General features: G+C 66.2%; 15 protein-coding genes. 3 read left to right on the forward strand and 12 right to left on the reverse strand.

What is annotated here, in order from left to right:
• Positions 1-199: 199 nt before the first annotated feature.
• Together ACOQPI_RS01775 and ACOQPI_RS01780 are read right to left on the reverse strand one after the other, a co-directional pair.
• Positions 200-1,495 carry a cytochrome P450 gene (locus ACOQPI_RS01775; RefSeq protein WP_420618008.1) on the reverse strand — a complete coding sequence of 432 codons (1,296 nt, stop codon included), beginning with the start codon at positions 1,493-1,495 and terminating at the stop codon, positions 200-202.
• 65 nt (positions 1,496-1,560) lie between these two features.
• Positions 1,561-2,469, reverse strand: coding sequence for a hypothetical protein (locus ACOQPI_RS01780; protein WP_420618009.1), 909 nt, complete (start codon positions 2,467-2,469; stop codon positions 1,561-1,563).
• Between the two features lie 158 nt (positions 2,470-2,627).
• On the opposite strand from ACOQPI_RS01780, the gene ACOQPI_RS01785 reads away from it, so the two are divergent.
• Positions 2,628-3,185: an orotate phosphoribosyltransferase gene (locus ACOQPI_RS01785; protein WP_420618010.1), complete on the forward strand. Its 558-nt coding sequence runs from the start codon at positions 2,628-2,630 to the stop codon at positions 3,183-3,185.
• 31 nt (positions 3,186-3,216) lie between these two features.
• Here the strand turns inward: ACOQPI_RS01785 and ACOQPI_RS01790 are convergent, their stop codons facing one another.
• From ACOQPI_RS01790 to ACOQPI_RS01800, 3 genes are read right to left on the reverse strand one after another with little or no spacing between them, the layout of a single operon-like run.
• A complete protein-coding gene (locus ACOQPI_RS01790) occupies positions 3,217-4,890 on the reverse strand; it encodes an N-acyl-D-amino-acid deacylase family protein (RefSeq protein WP_420618011.1) in 1,674 nt (557 codons plus the stop codon).
• Positions 4,891-4,929: 39 nt separating this feature from the next.
• Positions 4,930-5,817, reverse strand: a complete 888-nt coding sequence (locus tag ACOQPI_RS01795) for a 3-keto-5-aminohexanoate cleavage protein (RefSeq protein ID WP_420618012.1) — start codon at positions 5,815-5,817, stop codon at positions 4,930-4,932.
• Positions 5,814-6,989, reverse strand: coding sequence for a TauD/TfdA family dioxygenase (locus tag ACOQPI_RS01800; protein ID WP_420618013.1), 1,176 nt, complete (start codon positions 6,987-6,989; stop codon positions 5,814-5,816). The genes ACOQPI_RS01795 and ACOQPI_RS01800 overlap by 4 nt, the downstream gene beginning before the upstream one ends.
• 35 nt (positions 6,990-7,024) lie before the next feature.
• Between ACOQPI_RS01800 and ACOQPI_RS01805 the strand changes: the two genes are divergently transcribed.
• Positions 7,025-8,206: an amidohydrolase family protein gene (locus ACOQPI_RS01805; RefSeq protein ID WP_420618014.1), complete on the forward strand. Its 1,182-nt coding sequence runs from the start codon at positions 7,025-7,027 to the stop codon at positions 8,204-8,206.
• Positions 8,207-8,209: 3 nt separating this feature from the next.
• On the opposite strand, the gene ACOQPI_RS01810 is transcribed toward ACOQPI_RS01805, so the two are convergent.
• From ACOQPI_RS01810 to ACOQPI_RS01840, 7 genes are all read right to left on the reverse strand, one after another.
• A complete protein-coding gene (locus tag ACOQPI_RS01810) occupies positions 8,210-9,562 on the reverse strand; it encodes an amidohydrolase family protein (RefSeq protein ID WP_420618015.1) in 1,353 nt (450 codons plus the stop codon).
• A gap of 55 nt (positions 9,563-9,617) precedes the next feature.
• Positions 9,618-10,847 (reverse strand): type II toxin-antitoxin system HipA family toxin, encoded by a 1,230-nt coding sequence (locus ACOQPI_RS01815; protein WP_420618016.1) that lies wholly within the window; start codon positions 10,845-10,847, stop codon positions 9,618-9,620.
• 1 nt (position 10,848) lies between these two features.
• Positions 10,849-11,175, reverse strand: a complete 327-nt coding sequence (locus tag ACOQPI_RS01820; RefSeq protein ID WP_420618017.1) for a helix-turn-helix transcriptional regulator — start codon at positions 11,173-11,175, stop codon at positions 10,849-10,851.
• Between the two features lie 93 nt (positions 11,176-11,268).
• Positions 11,269-12,351 (reverse strand): phosphotransferase, encoded by a 1,083-nt coding sequence (locus ACOQPI_RS01825; protein ID WP_420618018.1) that lies wholly within the window; start codon positions 12,349-12,351, stop codon positions 11,269-11,271.
• Positions 12,348-13,697, reverse strand: a complete 1,350-nt coding sequence (locus ACOQPI_RS01830; RefSeq protein WP_420618019.1) for an aromatic ring-hydroxylating oxygenase subunit alpha — start codon at positions 13,695-13,697, stop codon at positions 12,348-12,350. Before ACOQPI_RS01830 ends, ACOQPI_RS01825 begins: the two co-directional genes overlap by 4 nt.
• 33 nt (positions 13,698-13,730) lie before the next feature.
• Positions 13,731-14,411 carry a PaaI family thioesterase gene (locus ACOQPI_RS01835; RefSeq protein ID WP_420618020.1) on the reverse strand — a complete coding sequence of 227 codons (681 nt, stop codon included), beginning with the start codon at positions 14,409-14,411 and terminating at the stop codon, positions 13,731-13,733.
• 8 nt (positions 14,412-14,419) lie between these two features.
• Complete coding sequence (locus ACOQPI_RS01840) at positions 14,420-15,688, reverse strand: sulfotransferase family protein (protein WP_420618021.1); 1,269 nt, start codon at positions 15,686-15,688, stop codon at positions 14,420-14,422.
• Between the two features lie 46 nt (positions 15,689-15,734).
• Between ACOQPI_RS01840 and ACOQPI_RS01845 the strand changes: the two genes are divergently transcribed.
• Positions 15,735-16,493: an SDR family NAD(P)-dependent oxidoreductase gene (locus ACOQPI_RS01845; RefSeq protein WP_420618022.1), complete on the forward strand. Its 759-nt coding sequence runs from the start codon at positions 15,735-15,737 to the stop codon at positions 16,491-16,493.
• Position 16,494: the final 1 nt, after the last annotated feature.

Raw genomic sequence — 16,494 nt, forward strand, 5'->3', positions numbered from 1 at the left:
CTTCTTCACGCGGTAGCTTCCTGGCCACCAATCAGAAGCCCGTAGGGTTTCCCTGCGGTCAAGTGTGTCGGCGAGTTGGGGTGTTTGCCCGCATCCCCTCCAAATGATCGCCGGTACCGTCTACCACCGTCCCGCCGCGGATCAAGAAGCCGTTCATGGCCATGACAGTACTGCCGTGCTTCGACCTGGGCAGGTGCCGTTACGCCACCAAGCGAACACGCTGGTGCTTGACGGCGCCGAGGTGCAGGTGCCCGTGGCGTTCGGGCTCGTCGGCCAGCTCCAAGCGGGGCAGCACGGGCAGGATGGCTTTGAGCATGGCCCGGAGCTCCCAGCGGGCCAGGTTGGCGCCCAAGCAAAAATGGACGCCGTGGCCGAAGGCCATGTGCTGGTTGGGATTGCGGCCCACGTCGAAGCGGTAGGGGTCGTAGAACACCGCATCGTCCCGGTTGGCCGACGGGTAGAACACGCCTATGGTGTCGCCCTCTTTAATCGTTTGGCCGTGGCGCTCTACGTCGGCGGTGGCGGTGCGGGCGAACTGGATGACCGGAGAGGTCCACCGCAGGATCTCCTCCACCGCGGGCTCGATCAGCGACTCATCGGCCAGGAGGCGGTCGATCTGGTCGCGGTTCTGGAGCAGAGCGGTGACGCCCGAGGTGGTGGCGTTGCGGGTGGTCTCGTTGCCGGCGCCCAGCAGCAGGGTGATGTAGCCGGTGAGCTGCTGGGTATTGAGCGGGCAGCCGTCAACCTCGCCCTGGACCACGGCGCCGGTGAGGTCGTCGCGGGGCTCGGCCTGGCAGTCTTCGATGATCGTCCCGATGTAGGCACTGAAGTCCTTGCCCATCCGGAACCTCAGGTCGTCGAAGGTCTCGCCCGGCTCGGCCCACCGCATGTTCTCCTCATCGTTGAACGCCATCTCGGTGAACTTGTGGACCTTCGACCAGTCCTCGATGTCGAGGCCCATGAGATCGCAAATGGTGGCTAGGGGGAGCTTGACCGCGTAGTCGAGCACCAAATCGGCCTCGCCGTCGCGCTCCAGCACCTCCACAAACTCGCCGGTGAAGCGGGCGGCGTACTGGGCGAGGTGCGCTTCGTGCTCCCGCATCGCCCGGGGGGTAAAGCGACGGGCGGTGAGCAGTCGGAACCGGGTGTGGCGGGGCCGGTCCAGGAACACCATGTCCATGGGCTCGTCGAGGTCCCAGCCCAGTTCGGTGAGCCGTCTTGACCGGCGCTCCCACATGCCCTGGTCCTCTTCGATGGAGGCCAGACGGAGACGGGGACCGCCGTTGATGAACAGCTTGTCGTTGGACGACACCCAGTGGATGTCCTCGTGGCGGGTGATGGCCCAGAACGGCTCGATGTCGGGGCGCTCATACCAGTGCACCGGGGCCTCGGCTCGCAGCAGATCCCACGCCGCCCATGGATAGCCGCGGTCTTGGTAGAGGTGAGTGGAGTGAATGTCGATCTCGTCGAGCGATAGTGCCCTGGTGTCTGTCATGGTCATGCGTTGCTCCCCCACGCCTTGCTTGCAGAGACATATTGGCAGAGCGGCGTGGGTGGGCTCTAAGTGCTCCCGCTTCTGAGGCCCTCCCACAACTTCGAGCGGAGAGGTTCGGGGGCTACGAGCTCGAATGATTGGTTGTCGAGGCGGGCGAAGCCTTCGAGGGGCCGACCGGGGCGCCACCACAGGGCGTTGGGGCTGACGGAGTTGGGGCCGGCTATGTAGCGGATGTAGCTGGCGGCCAGCATGGTGGCGGAATCCTCCACGAACTGCTCATCAAGCTCGATGGGGCAGACCATCACGGTGTGGGCCGCGGGCACGGTGACTACTGCACCCTGCGGACTGATGTCGGGAACCGTGCGGGCGAAATCGAGCAGGTGGCCGGTTACGAACAGGGAATCGCCGGTGAAGACCCGGGTTTTGCCGGGCAACTCGCTCCCCTCCAATGCTGTCAACGGCTCGTCCATCAAGGTGTTGGCCAGCGCAACCGCCATCACCTCGCCCTGCTCGATGTCCCATTCCTCGAAGTAGCTGCGGTCTACCGGGCAGGCGGCACCATCCAGGTCCACCGAAAGGCAGGCAGAGAGGCCCAGGGGCAAAGGGTCGCAGACCGGGTCGATCTGGTTCAGATGATGGGGACCGACCACCCTCACCCGCAGGTCGGGCCGGAGCTTCTGGTAGTCGGCTAGGCGCTCAGCCAAAACATCGGGGGCGAAATCGTCGAGCCGGGCGACGTGGTTGTAGACGATCAGCCGCCAATCCTCGGGGTCGGCCGCCCGGCAAGTTTGGGCCAGGTTGGACAGGCCCAGGACGCAGTCCATCTTCTGGACGGACACGGTGCCCTCGACCTCATCCAAGGCGTACTCGCCGAATCGGGCTTGTACGACGCTCTCCACGTGGCTCAAGAAACTGCGGAGTTGCTCTGGGGTCCACCACGGAGCCCAGGCGCTGGAAACAGGCGGAGCAGACACAGGCTCCTCCCCTCATTCTTATGTTGAATGGGGGAAGTTTGGGACGACCGTAGCGGGCCTAAGCTGGGGATCGCTTGTGGAAATCTAATTATTTCTCTTTTATTTCAATTTATTTCAAGGGACCGAGCGCGGTCAGCGGCGACCGCTAGTCTGAGACCGTGGCTGACGCGGCGCTCATTGACATCATCAAGCAACGAGGCTTGCGGAAGTTGGACCAGCCGATAGAGCTGGCCAGTGGGGCCATGTCGAGTGACTTCGTCGACGTCAAGGTGGCCCTCTGCCGATGGGCCGACCTTCAGGTGGCGTGCCGGGCGATTGTTCAGCAGGTTCGAGAGGCCGGCATCGAGTTTGACGCGGCCGGCGGGATGACCATGGGCGCCGACTCGCTGGCGGTGGGCATCGCAGCCGAGACCAGCGGCCAGTGGTTCTCGGTTCGAAAGGAGCCGAAGAAGCGGGGGACGAAACAGCAGATCGAGGGCACCCCGCTGGGTCCGGGCAACCGGGTCTTGCTCCTGGAGGACGCAACCACAACGGGAGGCTCAACGGAAAAGGCCTACGAGGTGATACGCGACACCGGGGCCGAAGTGGTGGCGGTGGCCACGGTGATCGACCGGGGTGATACTGCCCGTCGCCGCTTTGAAGCACTGGGCGTGCCCTACTTCCCCGCCCTCACCTACACCGACCTGGGCATCGACCCGGTGGTGCCCCCCGGCTAGGTCGACTGTGGGGACCAGCCCCGCAGGCTGCTCAGGCTGAGCGCAATGTGGTGGCGGGGAGGGTTTCTAGCTGGTCGAGGAGGGACTTTCCGTCGAGGCGGGTGGGGGTGCCGGCTACGAGGACGTGGTCGACGCCGGTTGGTTGGTCGGCGATGAGGCGCTCGCCGTTGGCGGGCATGTCGTTCACTCGGCGGATGGGGCCGACATCGAGGCTGTCCCAATCGACCACGGTGACATCGGCCACCGCGCCGGGGCGCAGATAGCCCCGGTCGGGGGCGAGGCCGAGCATCTCGGCCAACTCGCCGGTGAGCTTGTGGATGCCGGCCTCGGGGGTCATCACCTGGCGGTCGCGTACCCAGCGGGACAGGAAGTCGGTGGGCATCACCGCATCGCAGATCTGGCCGACGTGGGCGCCGGCGTCGGACAGCCCCATCACCGCCCCCTCGGCCTGCATCAGGGACGTCACGCCGTCGACCTCGTCGTTGGCGAAGGTGATCTCGAAACGGGTCAACAGCCCGTCGGCCAATGCGATGTCGCACATGGCGTCCCACGGGGAGCAGCCCCGCTCGGCGGCCACTCCCCCGACGGTGTTGCCCACCAGCTGGGGCTGGTTGGGCGACTCCACGATGGCCAGCGTGTTCCAGCGGGAGGCCAGCAGGCCGTTGGCGTCGAGGTCGGACTGCACCCGGGCCCGCCAATCGGGATCGGCGTACAGGGTGGGGCGGTCTTCATGGGCCAGCGCCACCAGCTCCTTGAACGACCCCATGGTGTAGAAGGAGGTGGGCTCGATCATGGTGACGTGCTGGGTGATGGGACGGCAGGTGACCTGCACCCACACGTCGGCCCCGGCGGCCCGGCCGGCCAGGTGGTGTGCCAGCTTGGTGCGGTAGTCGGCCCGGGAGGAGGCCGCGGCGGGATAGGTGAGTATGGACGACCAGTTGAGCCGGCGGCCCAGCTTGGGCTGGAGGTCGTACACCCAGCGGTAGTTCTCCCCCGGTGCCACGTGTACCACGCCCCGGCCGATCTCAGCGGTGACGCCGATGAGGGCCTCGGTCTCCTCTTGGGAGGCGGCGATGGACGGCACCGGGCGGCCGCCGTCACCCAAGTGGAACCCGGCCCGGTCGGTGGAGAACCCCAGAGCGCCACCTTGGATGGCCTCGGCCACCGCGGCCTTCATCCGGTCGATCTCCTCGGGGGTGGCCTCCCGCTCGTAGGCGTCTTGGCCCATGACGTAGAGCCGCACCGCGGTGTGGCCCACGTAGCCGCCGAAGTTCACGGCCAGTCCCCGGCGCTGGATCACGTCGAGGTATTCGCCGTAGGTCTCGAAGTCCCAATTGACCCCGGCCTCGAGGGTGGCCACCCGCATGTCCTCCACTTTGTCGAGGGTGCGGATGAGCGAGGCCCGGTCGGCGGCTTTGGTGGGGGCGATGCTGTAGCCGCAGTTTCCGGCCACTACCGAGGTGACGCCGTGCCAGCACGACGACGACAGCCACGGATCCCACAGCACTTGGGGGTCGTAGTGGGTGTGGCAGTCGATGAAGCCGGGGCAGACTAGGCGGCCGCTGGCGTCTATCTCTTGGGAGGCCTTGACGGCTTGGTCGATTTCGACGATTCGGCCGTCGGCAATGCCCAAATCGGCCCTTCGGGCAGGGCCACCGGTGCCGTCGACAACCATGCCGCCCCGGATAGCAATCTCCGCGCTCACGCCATCAATCTATGCCGAAGCTTGGTAGGGCGGCGAGTGTCAGTGCTTCGTCAGGTGCAGCTTGTCGCGCACCGCTTCGGGGCCGAGGACTTCGTAGTTCATGGATTCGAGGATGGTGACCGCCCGGGCCACCAGGGCGGCGTTGGTGGCTAGTTGGCCTCGGCTTAGGTAGATGTTGTCTTCTAGGCCGACGCGGACGTTGCCGCCGGCGATGGCGGCTAGGCCTACGTAGGGGAGCTGGCTGCGGCCCAACGAGAAAGCCGAGAAGATCCAGTCGTCGGACAGGTTGTTGACCATGGCCATGAAGGTGTTGAGGTCGTCGGGGGCGCCCCAGGGGATGCCCATGCACAACTGGACCATTACCGGATCGTCGATGAGCCCTTGGTCCACCAGGCGCTTGGTCAGCCACAGGTGGCCGGTGTCGAAGATCTCGATCTCGGGGCGTACCCCCAGCTTCTGCACTTGGCGGGCCATCTCATCGAGCACCGACGGGCTGTTGACCATGATGTAGTCGCCCTCGCCGAAGTTCATGGTGCCGCAGTCGAGAGTGGTGATCTCGGGCATCAGCTCGCGCACGTGGGCCAGCCGCTCGGTGGCTCCGGCCATGTCGGTGCCGGCCTCGGAAGGAGGCAAGGGCTGCTCGGCCGAACCGAGGGTGAGGTCGCCGCCCATGCCGGAAGTGAGGTTGAGCACCACATCGGTGCTGGACGCCCGGATCCGCTCAACCACCTCGGCGTACAACTCGACGTCGCGGGCCGGCTCGCCGGTGTCGGGATTGCGGACGTGGATGTGGACGATGGCCGCACCCGCATCAGCGGCGTCGATGGCCGCTTCGGCGATCTGTTGGGGGGTAATGGGCACCAGGTCGGATTTGGACGTGGTGTCGCCGCTGCCGGTGATGGCGCAGGTGATGAAGACTCCGCTCATGCGGGAGCCAGCTTGCTCTCTTGGGCCCGACGGTTCAACACCCGCAGTTTGGAGTAGATGTCGTCGCTGTTCATATAGCACCCCCGGAACAAGCGGCGACCGGTGGCGGTTTCGAACGGCTCCCGGGCATGTTGCACTCGCCGGTTGTCGAATACCGCAATGTCGCCGGGCTCCAATCTGTAGGTGATCAGGAATCGGGGGTCGCGGGACAGCTCGCCCAGCTTCTGCACTGCCCGATAAGCCCGGGGGATGTCGTCTGTGGCCATGTCGGGGAAGGTCCGCACGGGATAGAACGTCCGCAGGGTGAGGGGTGTACCGGCCACTCCCAAATCGATGAGCGGCCCCGACCAGCGCCAGTCGACCTCGGCGCCCCGACCGTGGAACACCCACCGCAGCGTGGTGAGGGCGTCGTAGACCTCGGGATCGTGCTGCTCCAGGTAGCGGGCGATGGCCAAACCGTCGCTCATCTGGCTGGCCCCGCCCACACAGGAGTTCTCGATGCAGTGGAAGAACTGGAACCCCGGCGGTATCTCCAGCGAGGGGAGGTCGGTGTGGGGGCCCAGGCCGATGCTCATGTAGGCGGTGGAGGTGGGATCGGGCACGGCCTCGATGTCCCACACCGGGCCGAAGTGGGAGTCGCGCAGCACGCCGACTCGACGGGCCACCTCCTCCACTTGGTTGGGTTCAACGGAAAGCGAGGTGAGTCGAGTCAGGCCGTAGGCCGCCAAGTCGTTGAGCCAGAGTCGCAGCATCTCGGGGTCGGCCAGCACCGTCGGACCGTGGTAGGTGACCGGTTCGGGAAGCACCGAGGAGTCCCACGCGATGGGTTCCGGGAGAAAGCTCTCGGGGCGATGCTGGCCGTCGGCCACATGGCGGAGCCAGCCGGGGTGGTAGCGGGAGACCACATCGTCGTGGGCCCAACGCACGGCCAGCGCCCCGTCGGCCTCCGCCCAAGCCTCGGCCACCCGCCAATGGTCGCCAAGGTCGCAGGGGTCGAGCAGGCCTTCTCGGGAAGAGATCTCTACATCGCGCTGCTCGGCCAGCCACCATCGGTAGCAGCGCAACTCGGTGCCGTCGGCCCATTCGGCCACCACGAACTCGCCGTCGAGACGAGCGCCGCTCAGCGGATGCCACTCGTAACGATAAAAGTCAGGCGTGAGCGGTCCCGCCATCGCCCTCAGAGTACACCAGCAATATGATTATTGGTATGCCTTCCCGCCAGCTTGACTTCCCAGTTTTCGACGCCGACAACCACATGTACGAGACCACCGAGGCGCTCACCAAGCACCTGCCCGATTCTCACCGCGGGCTCATCGACTACATCGACCACCATGGCCGCACCAAGATCATGGTGAGGGGCAAGATCAGCGAGTACATCCCCAACCCCACCTTCCAGCGAGTGGGCTCGCCCGGTGCCCAGGAGGAGTACTTCAAGCACGGCAACCCGGAGGGGAAGTCGCGTCGAGAGATCATGAAGCCGATCGACGCCCTGCCGGCGTTCTTCGACCCCCAGCCCCGGCTGGAGCTGATGGACGAGCTGGGACTGGACTACGCCATGATGTACCCCACGTTGGCGTCGCTGGTGGAGGAGCGGTTCCGGGACGCCCCCGACGAGTGCCACATCGTGATCCACGCCCTCAACCAGTGGATGCTGGAGCACTGGAGCTTCAACTACGAGGGCCGCATCTTCCCGGTGCCCATCGTGACCCTGCCCATCGTGGACAAGGCCATCGAGGAACTGGAGTGGTGCGTGGAGCGGGGGGCCCGAGCGGTGCTGATCCGCCCCGCTCCGCCTCCCGGCCTGCGGGGGCCGCGCTCGTTCGCCCTGCCCGAGTTCGATCCGCTCTGGGAGCGGGTGGTGGAGCTGGACGTGCTGGTGGCAATGCACGCCTCCGACAGCGGCTACACCCGATTCACCAACGAGTGGGAGGGCGCCAGCGGGGAGATGATGGCGTTCAACCAGTCGCTGTTCCAGATGTCGGTGATGCACAACCGGGCCATCGAGGACGCGGTGACATCGTGGGTGGCCCACGGCGCGCTCACCCGGCACCCCAAGCTGAAGGTGGCCATCATTGAGAACGGCAGCTCATGGGTGCGGCCCCTGCTGGCCCATCTGGAGACGTGCTACCAGCGGTTCCCCCACGCCTGGGAGGAGCATCCGGTGGACGCCATCAGGCGCAATATCTGGATCCACCCCTTCCACGAGGACGACCCGGTGGGGCTCATTGACGTAGTGGGGGTGGACAACGTGGTGTTCGGCTCGGACTATCCCCACGTGGAAGGCATGGCCGACCCGATCTCATTCGTGGACCAACTGGACGGGCTGCCCGACGACCAGATCCGCAAGGTGATGGGCGGCAACATGGCCCGACTGATGAAGGTGGCCTAGGGGCTAGCTCCCATTGGGGACCGGAACCGGTTCGATGTTGAGGAATCGGGCCAGGTTGTCGCACATGATGGTCTTGATGTCGGCGTCGCTCATGTCTTTGAGCTGGGTGGTGGCATAGAGGGCGGGGAAGGGCAGTCCCTCGCTGTGGGGGAAGTCGGAGCCGAACACGACGGGCTCGATGCCTACCGCCTCCACCACCCGGGCCACGTTCTCCTCGGGGAAGGGTGCCACGATGAAGTGCTCGCGGAATATGTCGCTGGGCCGGCGGTCGAGCTTGGGGCCCCATCGGGCCCCCCGGCCCATGAGGTAGGCGTGGTCCATCTTGCGGAGGATGTATGGGAGCCACACCGTGCCCTGCTCCGACAGGCACACCCTGACGTTGGGGAAGCGGCCGAACAGGTTGTGCAGCACCATGGCGGCCACCGTTTCCATGGCGGGGCGGTCGCCCCAGTAGAGCACCCACTGGAGGGCGTCGAACTCGCCCAGCCCGTCTTCGGGATTCTCGCTCCAGTCGGCTCCGTTCTTCTGATAGTCGGTGGCGCCCAGGTGGGTCACCACCCGGGCCTCGGCTTCGTTGATGCGGGCCCAGAAGCCGTCGTAGACCGGGTCGGCCATGGAGCGGCCGCCCCGGGGGTTGTGGCGTCCGCCGTGGGCATGGCCGCTGATGATCTGGACGATGGTGGCGCCCTGGTTGAGCACCAGCTCGACCTCTGCGATGGCCTCGTCGGGTTCGGCCAGCGACACATAGGCGGGCAGGAACAGGCGATTGAGGTAGCCCCAACCGATCTCCTCGTTGATCCAGCGGTTGTAGGCCCGGGTGTTGGCGTAGATGCCGTCGACATCGTCGGCGAACTCGTACTCCAGCGACAGCACCTGGTTGGGGAACATGAGGGCGGCCCCGATGCCCTGTGAGTCCATGAGGGCCAAGCGCAGATCGCGGTTGCCCCACGACTCCTCTTGATCGCGGAAGTAGGCGATGAGCTCGATGCGCTCGTCCATGGAGAGGTTGCGGTAGGGGTTGAGGCGGGACAGCGTCATCCCCGGGGAGTGGATGTTGGACTGGCCGGCCTTCATCTGGTTCTCGTCGCCGGCGGTGGGCACCGCTCGGGCGGCCACCTCGGCGGCGGCATCGTCGTCAGCAGCCACCAGGGCCACCGCCTGGTTGAGACGGGATGGCCGCCCGCCGAACACCCCCACCCAGCGACCCTCCTCATCGGCCTCGAAGATGACCGCCTTGCGCCGCCACTTGGGATCCACGTAGTTCACATACAGATCGCGAGGCTCCACAAAGTGGTTGTCGGCATCATTGATGAGAAACGGCAATTCAACGTGCGGCTGCATCTCTGCCAGAGCCATGCCCGCCATAGTACGGGATGTTCAACCTCCTGCGTAGGGGCTCGTTCCGCCCGAATCAGTAGTCGTAGAGCGCGAAGGGGTTGAGGAATTGGCGACCCCATAGTCGGTTGCGATCGGTGTTTGTCAACTCGGCTTGATCGCACACCGGTGTCCATTCGTCGTGGATGACGGTGATCTGATGGTCCACGATTTCTCTGGCCTGCTCAACTGTCAGGTGGTAGATGCCAGCGTGGGCGATGCACCGAGCGACCTGGCTCAACCTGTCGCCGTCATCCCCAAAGGCCATGGCCTGAGCGGCCTCTTCACCGACCCGACCCTGGGGACAGATGTCATAGGCAGGAGTCAAGGTGAGTTGGGTGCCATCCCAGAACGCGGCGTGGTTGCGGGCATGGTCGTCGGTGTTACCTACCAATATGTTGAAGGTGATCCGGGCGAACAGTTCCTTCAGGGTGGCATCAGGATCGGTGAACCGCGACCGAATCTGAAAGGCAAGATCGGAATAGGTGGCATAGCGGCCAGCCATGCCGTCGGCATCGTGCAGCCCCAAGATGGTAAGTGCCGACACAACCAGCTTCCGGCCGCCGTCCGACACACGGTCGAACCGGTCGACCAGCAAGACATCCTTGCCGAGCACTCGGTCGAGACCGACGCCCGCCACGCTGAGGCCAGCGCGGCGGGCCAACTCCATGGCCACATATTCCGCTTTGACGACCGGATAGGAATCGGTGGCCGAAGTGAACTTGGCGATCTTTTGCCGTACTCCGTCGGCCAGCACCGCCTTGGGCCGGGCTCCGCCCATAGAGCTCCCGTGAAGCAGAGCTCGCTCAAGTGCAGGGGTGAGGGGAGCACCGCTCTCGACACGGTCAGCCACTTCCGCAAGCTCGTCCAGCGGCACCAACTCGTGGCCGCGGGGGTTGTAGTCAACCGCTGATTCCTGGAAATCAAGCGCACTCGCTCGGTTGGAACCGGATGCCAGGAGATAAGCGAGGGTGCCGAATTCGGCGGCTTCTCCGATGCGCTGGTATTCGATGACCCTTCGACCCCAGGCATCGGGGCCGGCATCGGCAACGCACCCGGCTATCTCGCCAGAATGCGGGGCGATCTCCCCTCGCCGAAGCGGCAGCTCGGGCAAGAACAGCGGGATGGCATCGAGGCGCTCAAGGTAGCTGCGACCGTAAGTGAACGTGATGACCGAACCTCGATCAGTAAGCCGCCCGGCGACCACCGGCTCTGTCGCTCCCGGCAACCAGACCCATACGAAGGCCTCGGTTGGGTGGCCGGCCATCTCAGAAATCGTCGTCCACTTGGCCGGACCGAACCGCCGCGGGCAGCACGGCCAGCCTGGCCGCGGCGTACTCGACTTCGAGGCCTCGGCGCACCGGGTCATGGTGGAACAAAGCCACTCCCACCAGCGCGGCGGCTTCGAACGCTGTCCCCAGCGCAACGGTGAGATCGCCCTTCTCCACTTTGCGGATCGTCACCGGGGAAACGCCAACCCGCTCGGCCAGATCTTCAACCGTCCACCGACGCTCCCGACGGGCTTGACGCACCCGACTGCCCAGCAACCGGCCCGCCTCAACCGTCACCGGCGCATAAACTCTTGATCCTCCCATATCGACAGTATAAAGATGTTTTAGTTGGGATATCGACAGTATTCTGTCTAAACGTGCGACACACAACTGCAATCGACTATCGCTTGTCGGGAGCTAGAGGCCGAAGGTGGCGCGGAGGGCGGGGCGGGGGTTTAGGTGGGCTAGGGCGGCTTCGGAGCGGGCGAGGAAGGCGGCGGCGAAGGCTTGGCGGCCGGAGGAGGCGTCTTCGGGGAAGGTGACCACTTGACAGCTGGCGGGGACGGTGTAGGCGGCGTGGATGCGATGGGCGAGCCAGGCCTGGTCAAACGCGATGGGCTGGGCGCCGTGAGCAGTGCGGGCGTCGAGGTAGCGCTGTATGAGGGCCTGGTCGTGGGCCAGGCGGTCTTCGGGGGCCATGGACATGTTGAGGAAGTAGCTCACGTCGCGCATGGGGGCGCCCACGTTGATGAGGCCCCAGTCCAAGAAGCCCGGCCCGCCGGTTTCGGTCACGAACAGGTTGCCGATGTGGCCGTCGCCTTGGAGCACGGTGGCCGGCCCGCCGATGGGGCCCGCAGCCCATGCCTGGTGGAGCTCGGCGGTGTGGTCGATGTAGAGCTCGGCGATCTCGGCGAAGGCATCGGTGAGCCTGTCGCGGTGGTTGTCGAGCCCGTAGCGCAGCAGGCGGGCGCCGTAGTCGCTTCCCATGGTGGCCAGCGGCACCCAGTCGGCCTCGGCGGCCCGGCGGTCGGGGTCCTCGTAGCTGGCATGGAGCTCGGCGAAGTGGTCCATGGCCTCGGCGGCGTAGGCCACCGGGATCCCGCTTTGGTAGTCGGGCAGTGACTTGGCTGAGTTGTCCAGGTCTTCCAGCAACAGCACAAACGCCCCGGTGTCGGGGTCGAAGGCGGCCACATAAGGGGTGAGGGTGTGCATGGGCACCCGATGAGCCAGTTGTTGGTAGAACAGCGCCTCCCGGCGGCCCATGCCGGTTTGGTTGATCTGGGCCCGACGGTCGGGATCGAGCGGGGGGAGCTTGGCGAACATGGTGGCGGGCAGGTCGGTATCGCCCTCGTAGCCGATGGCCAGGCGGGCGTTGGCGTTGGTGCCGGCATGGATAGCCATCACCTCCACGGAGGTGACCACCGTGCCGGGGTAGCGCTCGGCCAGGTTGTGGGTGAGCCAGTCAGGAGTGATGGCCTCGGGGTGATCGGGCAGGCTCACCGGGCCTGGTCGGCGGGTATCCAACCGCCGGGCTCCAAGCCCAGGTAGCGCTCCAGGTTGCGGTGCATGTTGATGATGCGGCACTCCTCGCCCGACAGCCACACGTGGGTGAAGCCGGGCTGGTGGAGGCCGGATTGCATGGTGCGGATCACGCTGAAGTCTTGGTTGAGCACGAACCCGAAGTCGGCCTGGTCCATGGGCACGGTGACGTGTACCGGCGACGACGCCGGGGCATCGGCCGACGGCATCCGGCTGAGGTGGAGGGTGGCCAGCTCGCCCTCGTCGGGGTTGGGGCCGGGCCGGGCGGTGAGCACGGTGAAGATGTCGGCGCTGATCAGCACCGTGGTGTTGGGGAAGAGGTTGTACTGGCTGAGGTGGGTGATCTGAGCGGTGTCGTAGCCCGACAGGTCGACGCCCATGGTGGCCTGGTGATCTCTGATCTTCTGGGCGATCACGTCTTGGAGAGTCTGGCCATCGGGCACCTCGGGGACGGGACTGCCGGGCTCGTCGTATTCCGGTCCCATGCGGCCGCCCTGGGTGGCCACGAACGATTCCCACACCGTCTGATGGTCCACGTTGCGGCCCAGCCGGGGGCTGGGCACGCCGTAAGGCTGATACGACACGCCATGGCGGTCCCAGATGCGCTGGGGGGAGTTGACGTCGTTGATGCTGCCCAGCATCTCCCGGTGGAGGCCTTGGACGTGGTAGGTCTCGGAGAATCCCTCGTTGACCACCTTCCAGTTGCAATTCACCGGGGTGGCGGTGGAGTAGGTGCCCCGGAACTCGTCGAGATTGGCCCAGGCGATGTCGTCGGGGATGCCCTCCAGCCAGTGGGCCAGGGGCTCGGCGTCGAGGTCGAGGTTCACGAACACCAGACGGGCCCACGTGTCCACCTGCACGGGCACCAGGGGGAGGTCGTCGTTGCTGATGGGGCCGAAGCCCCGGCGGGAGGGGATCTCGCGGAGGCGGCCGGTAAGGTCCCAGGCCCAACGGTGGTAGGGGCAGCGCAACTCGGTGATGCCGGTTCCCGATCCCTGGCATATGGAGTTGCCCCGGTGGCGGCACACGTTCTGGAAGCCCCGGAGCGCGCCGTCTTCGCCCCGAACCAGGATGATGGAGTACTTGCCGAGGCGGTGCTCGAACCAGTCGCCGGGTTTGGCGATGTGGTCCACAGTGCAAGCCACGTGCCACACCTTGGGCCACATCTTTTCGTATTCCAGTTCGGCAAACTCGGGGGAGAGGTAGCGCTGGACGGGGATCTTCACAGGAGCTTCGGCGGCTAGGCCTGATGCGGTCACTGCGGTGCCTAGGATGTCGGCCTCGTCCGGGGGTGCGATGTCGACCATGCCGATAATCGTGGCACACGGCCTTCCGGGGGGCTAAGAGGGCGATTCGGTGATGAAGATGGCTTCGGCGGTGGCGCAGATGGTTTCGCCGGCTCTTAGTTCGCCGGTGGCTATGTGTTTGCGGCCTTCGGTGTGGGAGTAGCGGCAGGTGACTTCTAGGGGGGTGTGGAGGGGGACGCCGGTCTTGTAGCGGATGTTTATGCCGGCGGTGAGGCCGGTGGCGCCGGCTCGGGTGGCGGCGTTGCCCAGGGCCTCGTCGAGGATGGTGGCCACCACTCCTCCGTGGGCGCGATGGGGTGGGCCGGAGTGGGCTTCGGTGAGGGTGACGGTGGCCCGCATCTCCACTGGTCTTGGTTCCGCCTCGGGGTCGGGCGGGGACACCGGATCGAAGATGAGGCGGGGAGCGTGGGGGTTGAGCAGGCCTGATCCGGCTTGGGTGAGGTTGTAGATGGTGCCCTCGTGGTCTTTGGCCACCACGATGTGGGGGTCGCGGGTGTGGGCCCGCAGCCGCTCGGTGATGTCGGCCAGGGCGGCGGCGATCTCGGCCCGGGTGGCGGGGTCGGCGTCGTTGGCCGATACCGCAGCCACCAGATCGCGGGTGCGCTCCACCAGCTCGTAGGCCTCGGGGCCGAAGTCGTCGGGATGGGGCAGGTCGCCGAGCAGCTCGGCCAGTCGATAGGCCGACGCCGTCTCGGGGTGCTCTTGGTCAGGCACTGCCTTGATCACTCATTTGCAGCTACCGGGATGTCGAAACGGTCGATGTAGCGGGCGAAGCGGGCTCGGACCTCGGTTCGGGTGAGCCCCAGGTCTTCGAACTCGTAGCGGTGTTCTCCGTGCTTGCCGGGCGGGGTGGCATCTGCGTAGGCGGCCATGGCGGCCTCTGCGTCGGCGCTCAGCTCCATGCCGAGCTGCTCGTACACCGATCGGGCGGCGGCCAGCTTCTCGGTGCTCACCTGGCGATGGGGCACTTGGGCAGTGCGGTCGGCGGGCAGGCGGCCGGAGTCGATGAGATCGATGAGGTTGTCGAGGCTGCGGGCGTAGAGCTCTAGGTGGTAGCGGCCGATGGCGGCGAAATCGACCCGATCGGAGTGGGCCCAGCGCATGGTGGCGATGAGGCTGGTGACCGAGGGCAAGATGGCGGTGGGATCGCGGTGGGTGATCACGAAGCGGGCGTCGTCGAACACATCCATCAGGGCTGGCAGACCCTGGAGGTGAGCGGGCGACTTGAGCACCCAGCGCCGGGTGGGCATGCGCCGCTGCAAGATCTGGAGCACCCGGCGATAGGTGCGGTAGGCCGGGCGCAGATCGGCGGTGTCGTACCAGGCTTGATAGGTGGGCATGTCGGTGCGGCTGACCATCTCCTCGGAGCGGAACTCGAACGACATGGCCGACAGGCACTCTTTGAACATGCGCCCGGAATACTCGTGGATAGCCAGCATTCCGCTGGCCACCGTCTGGGGCATGACCAGCTCGGCGCCAGCCAAGGCGATGCGGGGGTCGGCGGCCCGGATATCGGGGTCGGGGTCGGGCGGGGGAACAGGGCGCAGAAGCTCCCAGCCCTCCGGGGCCCGGTGAGCGGGGTCTTGGGCCAGTACGCCGTGCATGACGGTGGTGCCGGTGCGGGGTGCGCCGATCACGAAAATGGGCTGGTCGACGGGCTCGTCGAGGGTGCCGGGGTCGGCGGCCAGATAGTCGTTGATCTGGATGCGGACTTCTAGGAGCCGCAGGATCATGCGGCGCGACATCCACCGCCCCATGACGGTGAGGTCGGCCTCGTGCTCCAGCCCGTGACAGAACAGGGTGAGGGGTTCGACGAAGCCATCGGCGCCGAGCGCGGCCCGGTCATCGGGGGCTCGGCCTTGGCGGACCAGGGCTTCGGCCATCAGCAGGTGGGGGTCGAACGGGCGACGGGCCTCGTCGACCACCGGGCCGGCGTCGCCCCGGTTCACGGCGGCTACCCAGTCGGGCCGGGGATCAGGGGTCCAGCTCATGGTTGCTGAAGCAGGGTGGCATCACCTAGAACAGTACGCTCAGGCGATGCTGGAAGGTCTGGTCGTGATCCTCACCGGAGCCTCGAAGGGGATTGGCCGGGGGATCGCCGAGTACCTGGTGGACGAAGGCGTGAAGCTGACGGTGACCAGCCGCAAGCCCGAGCGCATCGAGGCCACCGCCGCTGAGCTGCGGGAGCGGGGCGGCGATGTGCTGGCGGTCGCCGGGTCGGTGGGCGACCGGGACCACACCAACGAGGTGGTTGATCGAACGGTGGAGCGGTGGGGCACGGTGGACGGACTGGTGGCCAACGCTCAGTCGTTCCGCCCGACAATGCCGCTGCTGGAAGTGGACGAATCGGACATGGACCTGCTTCTCAACACCGGTCCCAAGGGCACGCTGTGGTTCATGCAGGCAGTTCACCCCCACATGGCGGCCAAGGGGCGGGGACGGATCATCACGTTCGGTACCAATGTGGGGATCACCGGTGGCCCTGGTTATGGACCCTACGGAGCGGCCAAGGAAGCGATTCGCTCGCTGACCCGCACTGCGGCCCGGGAATGGGGGCGCGACGGCATCACCGTGAACTGCGTGAACCCGGCATCGGTGGCCCACCGGGCCCCGCCCGACGACGACCCCGATCGTCTGGCGTCGTACAAGGCCCTGTTCGACAACCACCCCATGGGTCGCGACGGCGACCCCGTGGCCGACATCGCCCCGGTGATCGGGTTCCTGCTGTCTGATGCCAGCCAATACGTGACCGGCGAGACCTTCCAAGTGGACGGCGGCGGCCTGATGCGGCCTTAGA

It is taken from the genome of Candidatus Poriferisocius sp., assembly GCF_965219815.1.
Taxonomy (GTDB): Bacteria; Actinomycetota; Acidimicrobiia; order Acidimicrobiales; family Bin134; genus Poriferisocius.

Coding starts and splice junctions, on each gene's coding strand:
- ACOQPI_RS01830 (WP_420618019.1), bottom strand. CDS start 13,697: ATGGTCGACATCGCACCCCCGGACGAGGCCGACATCCTAGGCACCGCA.
- ACOQPI_RS01775 (WP_420618008.1), bottom strand. CDS start 1,495: ATGACAGACACCAGGGCACTATCGCTCGACGAGATCGACATTCACTCC.
- ACOQPI_RS01840 (WP_420618021.1), bottom strand. CDS start 15,688: ATGAGCTGGACCCCTGATCCCCGGCCCGACTGGGTAGCCGCCGTGAAC.
- ACOQPI_RS01805 (WP_420618014.1), top strand. CDS start 7,025: ATGCCTTCCCGCCAGCTTGACTTCCCAGTTTTCGACGCCGACAACCAC.
- ACOQPI_RS01800 (WP_420618013.1), bottom strand. CDS start 6,989: ATGGCGGGACCGCTCACGCCTGACTTTTATCGTTACGAGTGGCATCCG.
- ACOQPI_RS01795 (WP_420618012.1), bottom strand. CDS start 5,817: ATGAGCGGAGTCTTCATCACCTGCGCCATCACCGGCAGCGGCGACACC.
- ACOQPI_RS01845 (WP_420618022.1), top strand. CDS start 15,735: ATGCTGGAAGGTCTGGTCGTGATCCTCACCGGAGCCTCGAAGGGGATT.
- ACOQPI_RS01815 (WP_420618016.1), bottom strand. CDS start 10,847: ATGGCCGGCCACCCAACCGAGGCCTTCGTATGGGTCTGGTTGCCGGGA.
- ACOQPI_RS01820 (WP_420618017.1), bottom strand. CDS start 11,175: ATGGGAGGATCAAGAGTTTATGCGCCGGTGACGGTTGAGGCGGGCCGG.
- ACOQPI_RS01810 (WP_420618015.1), bottom strand. CDS start 9,562: ATGGCTCTGGCAGAGATGCAGCCGCACGTTGAATTGCCGTTTCTCATC.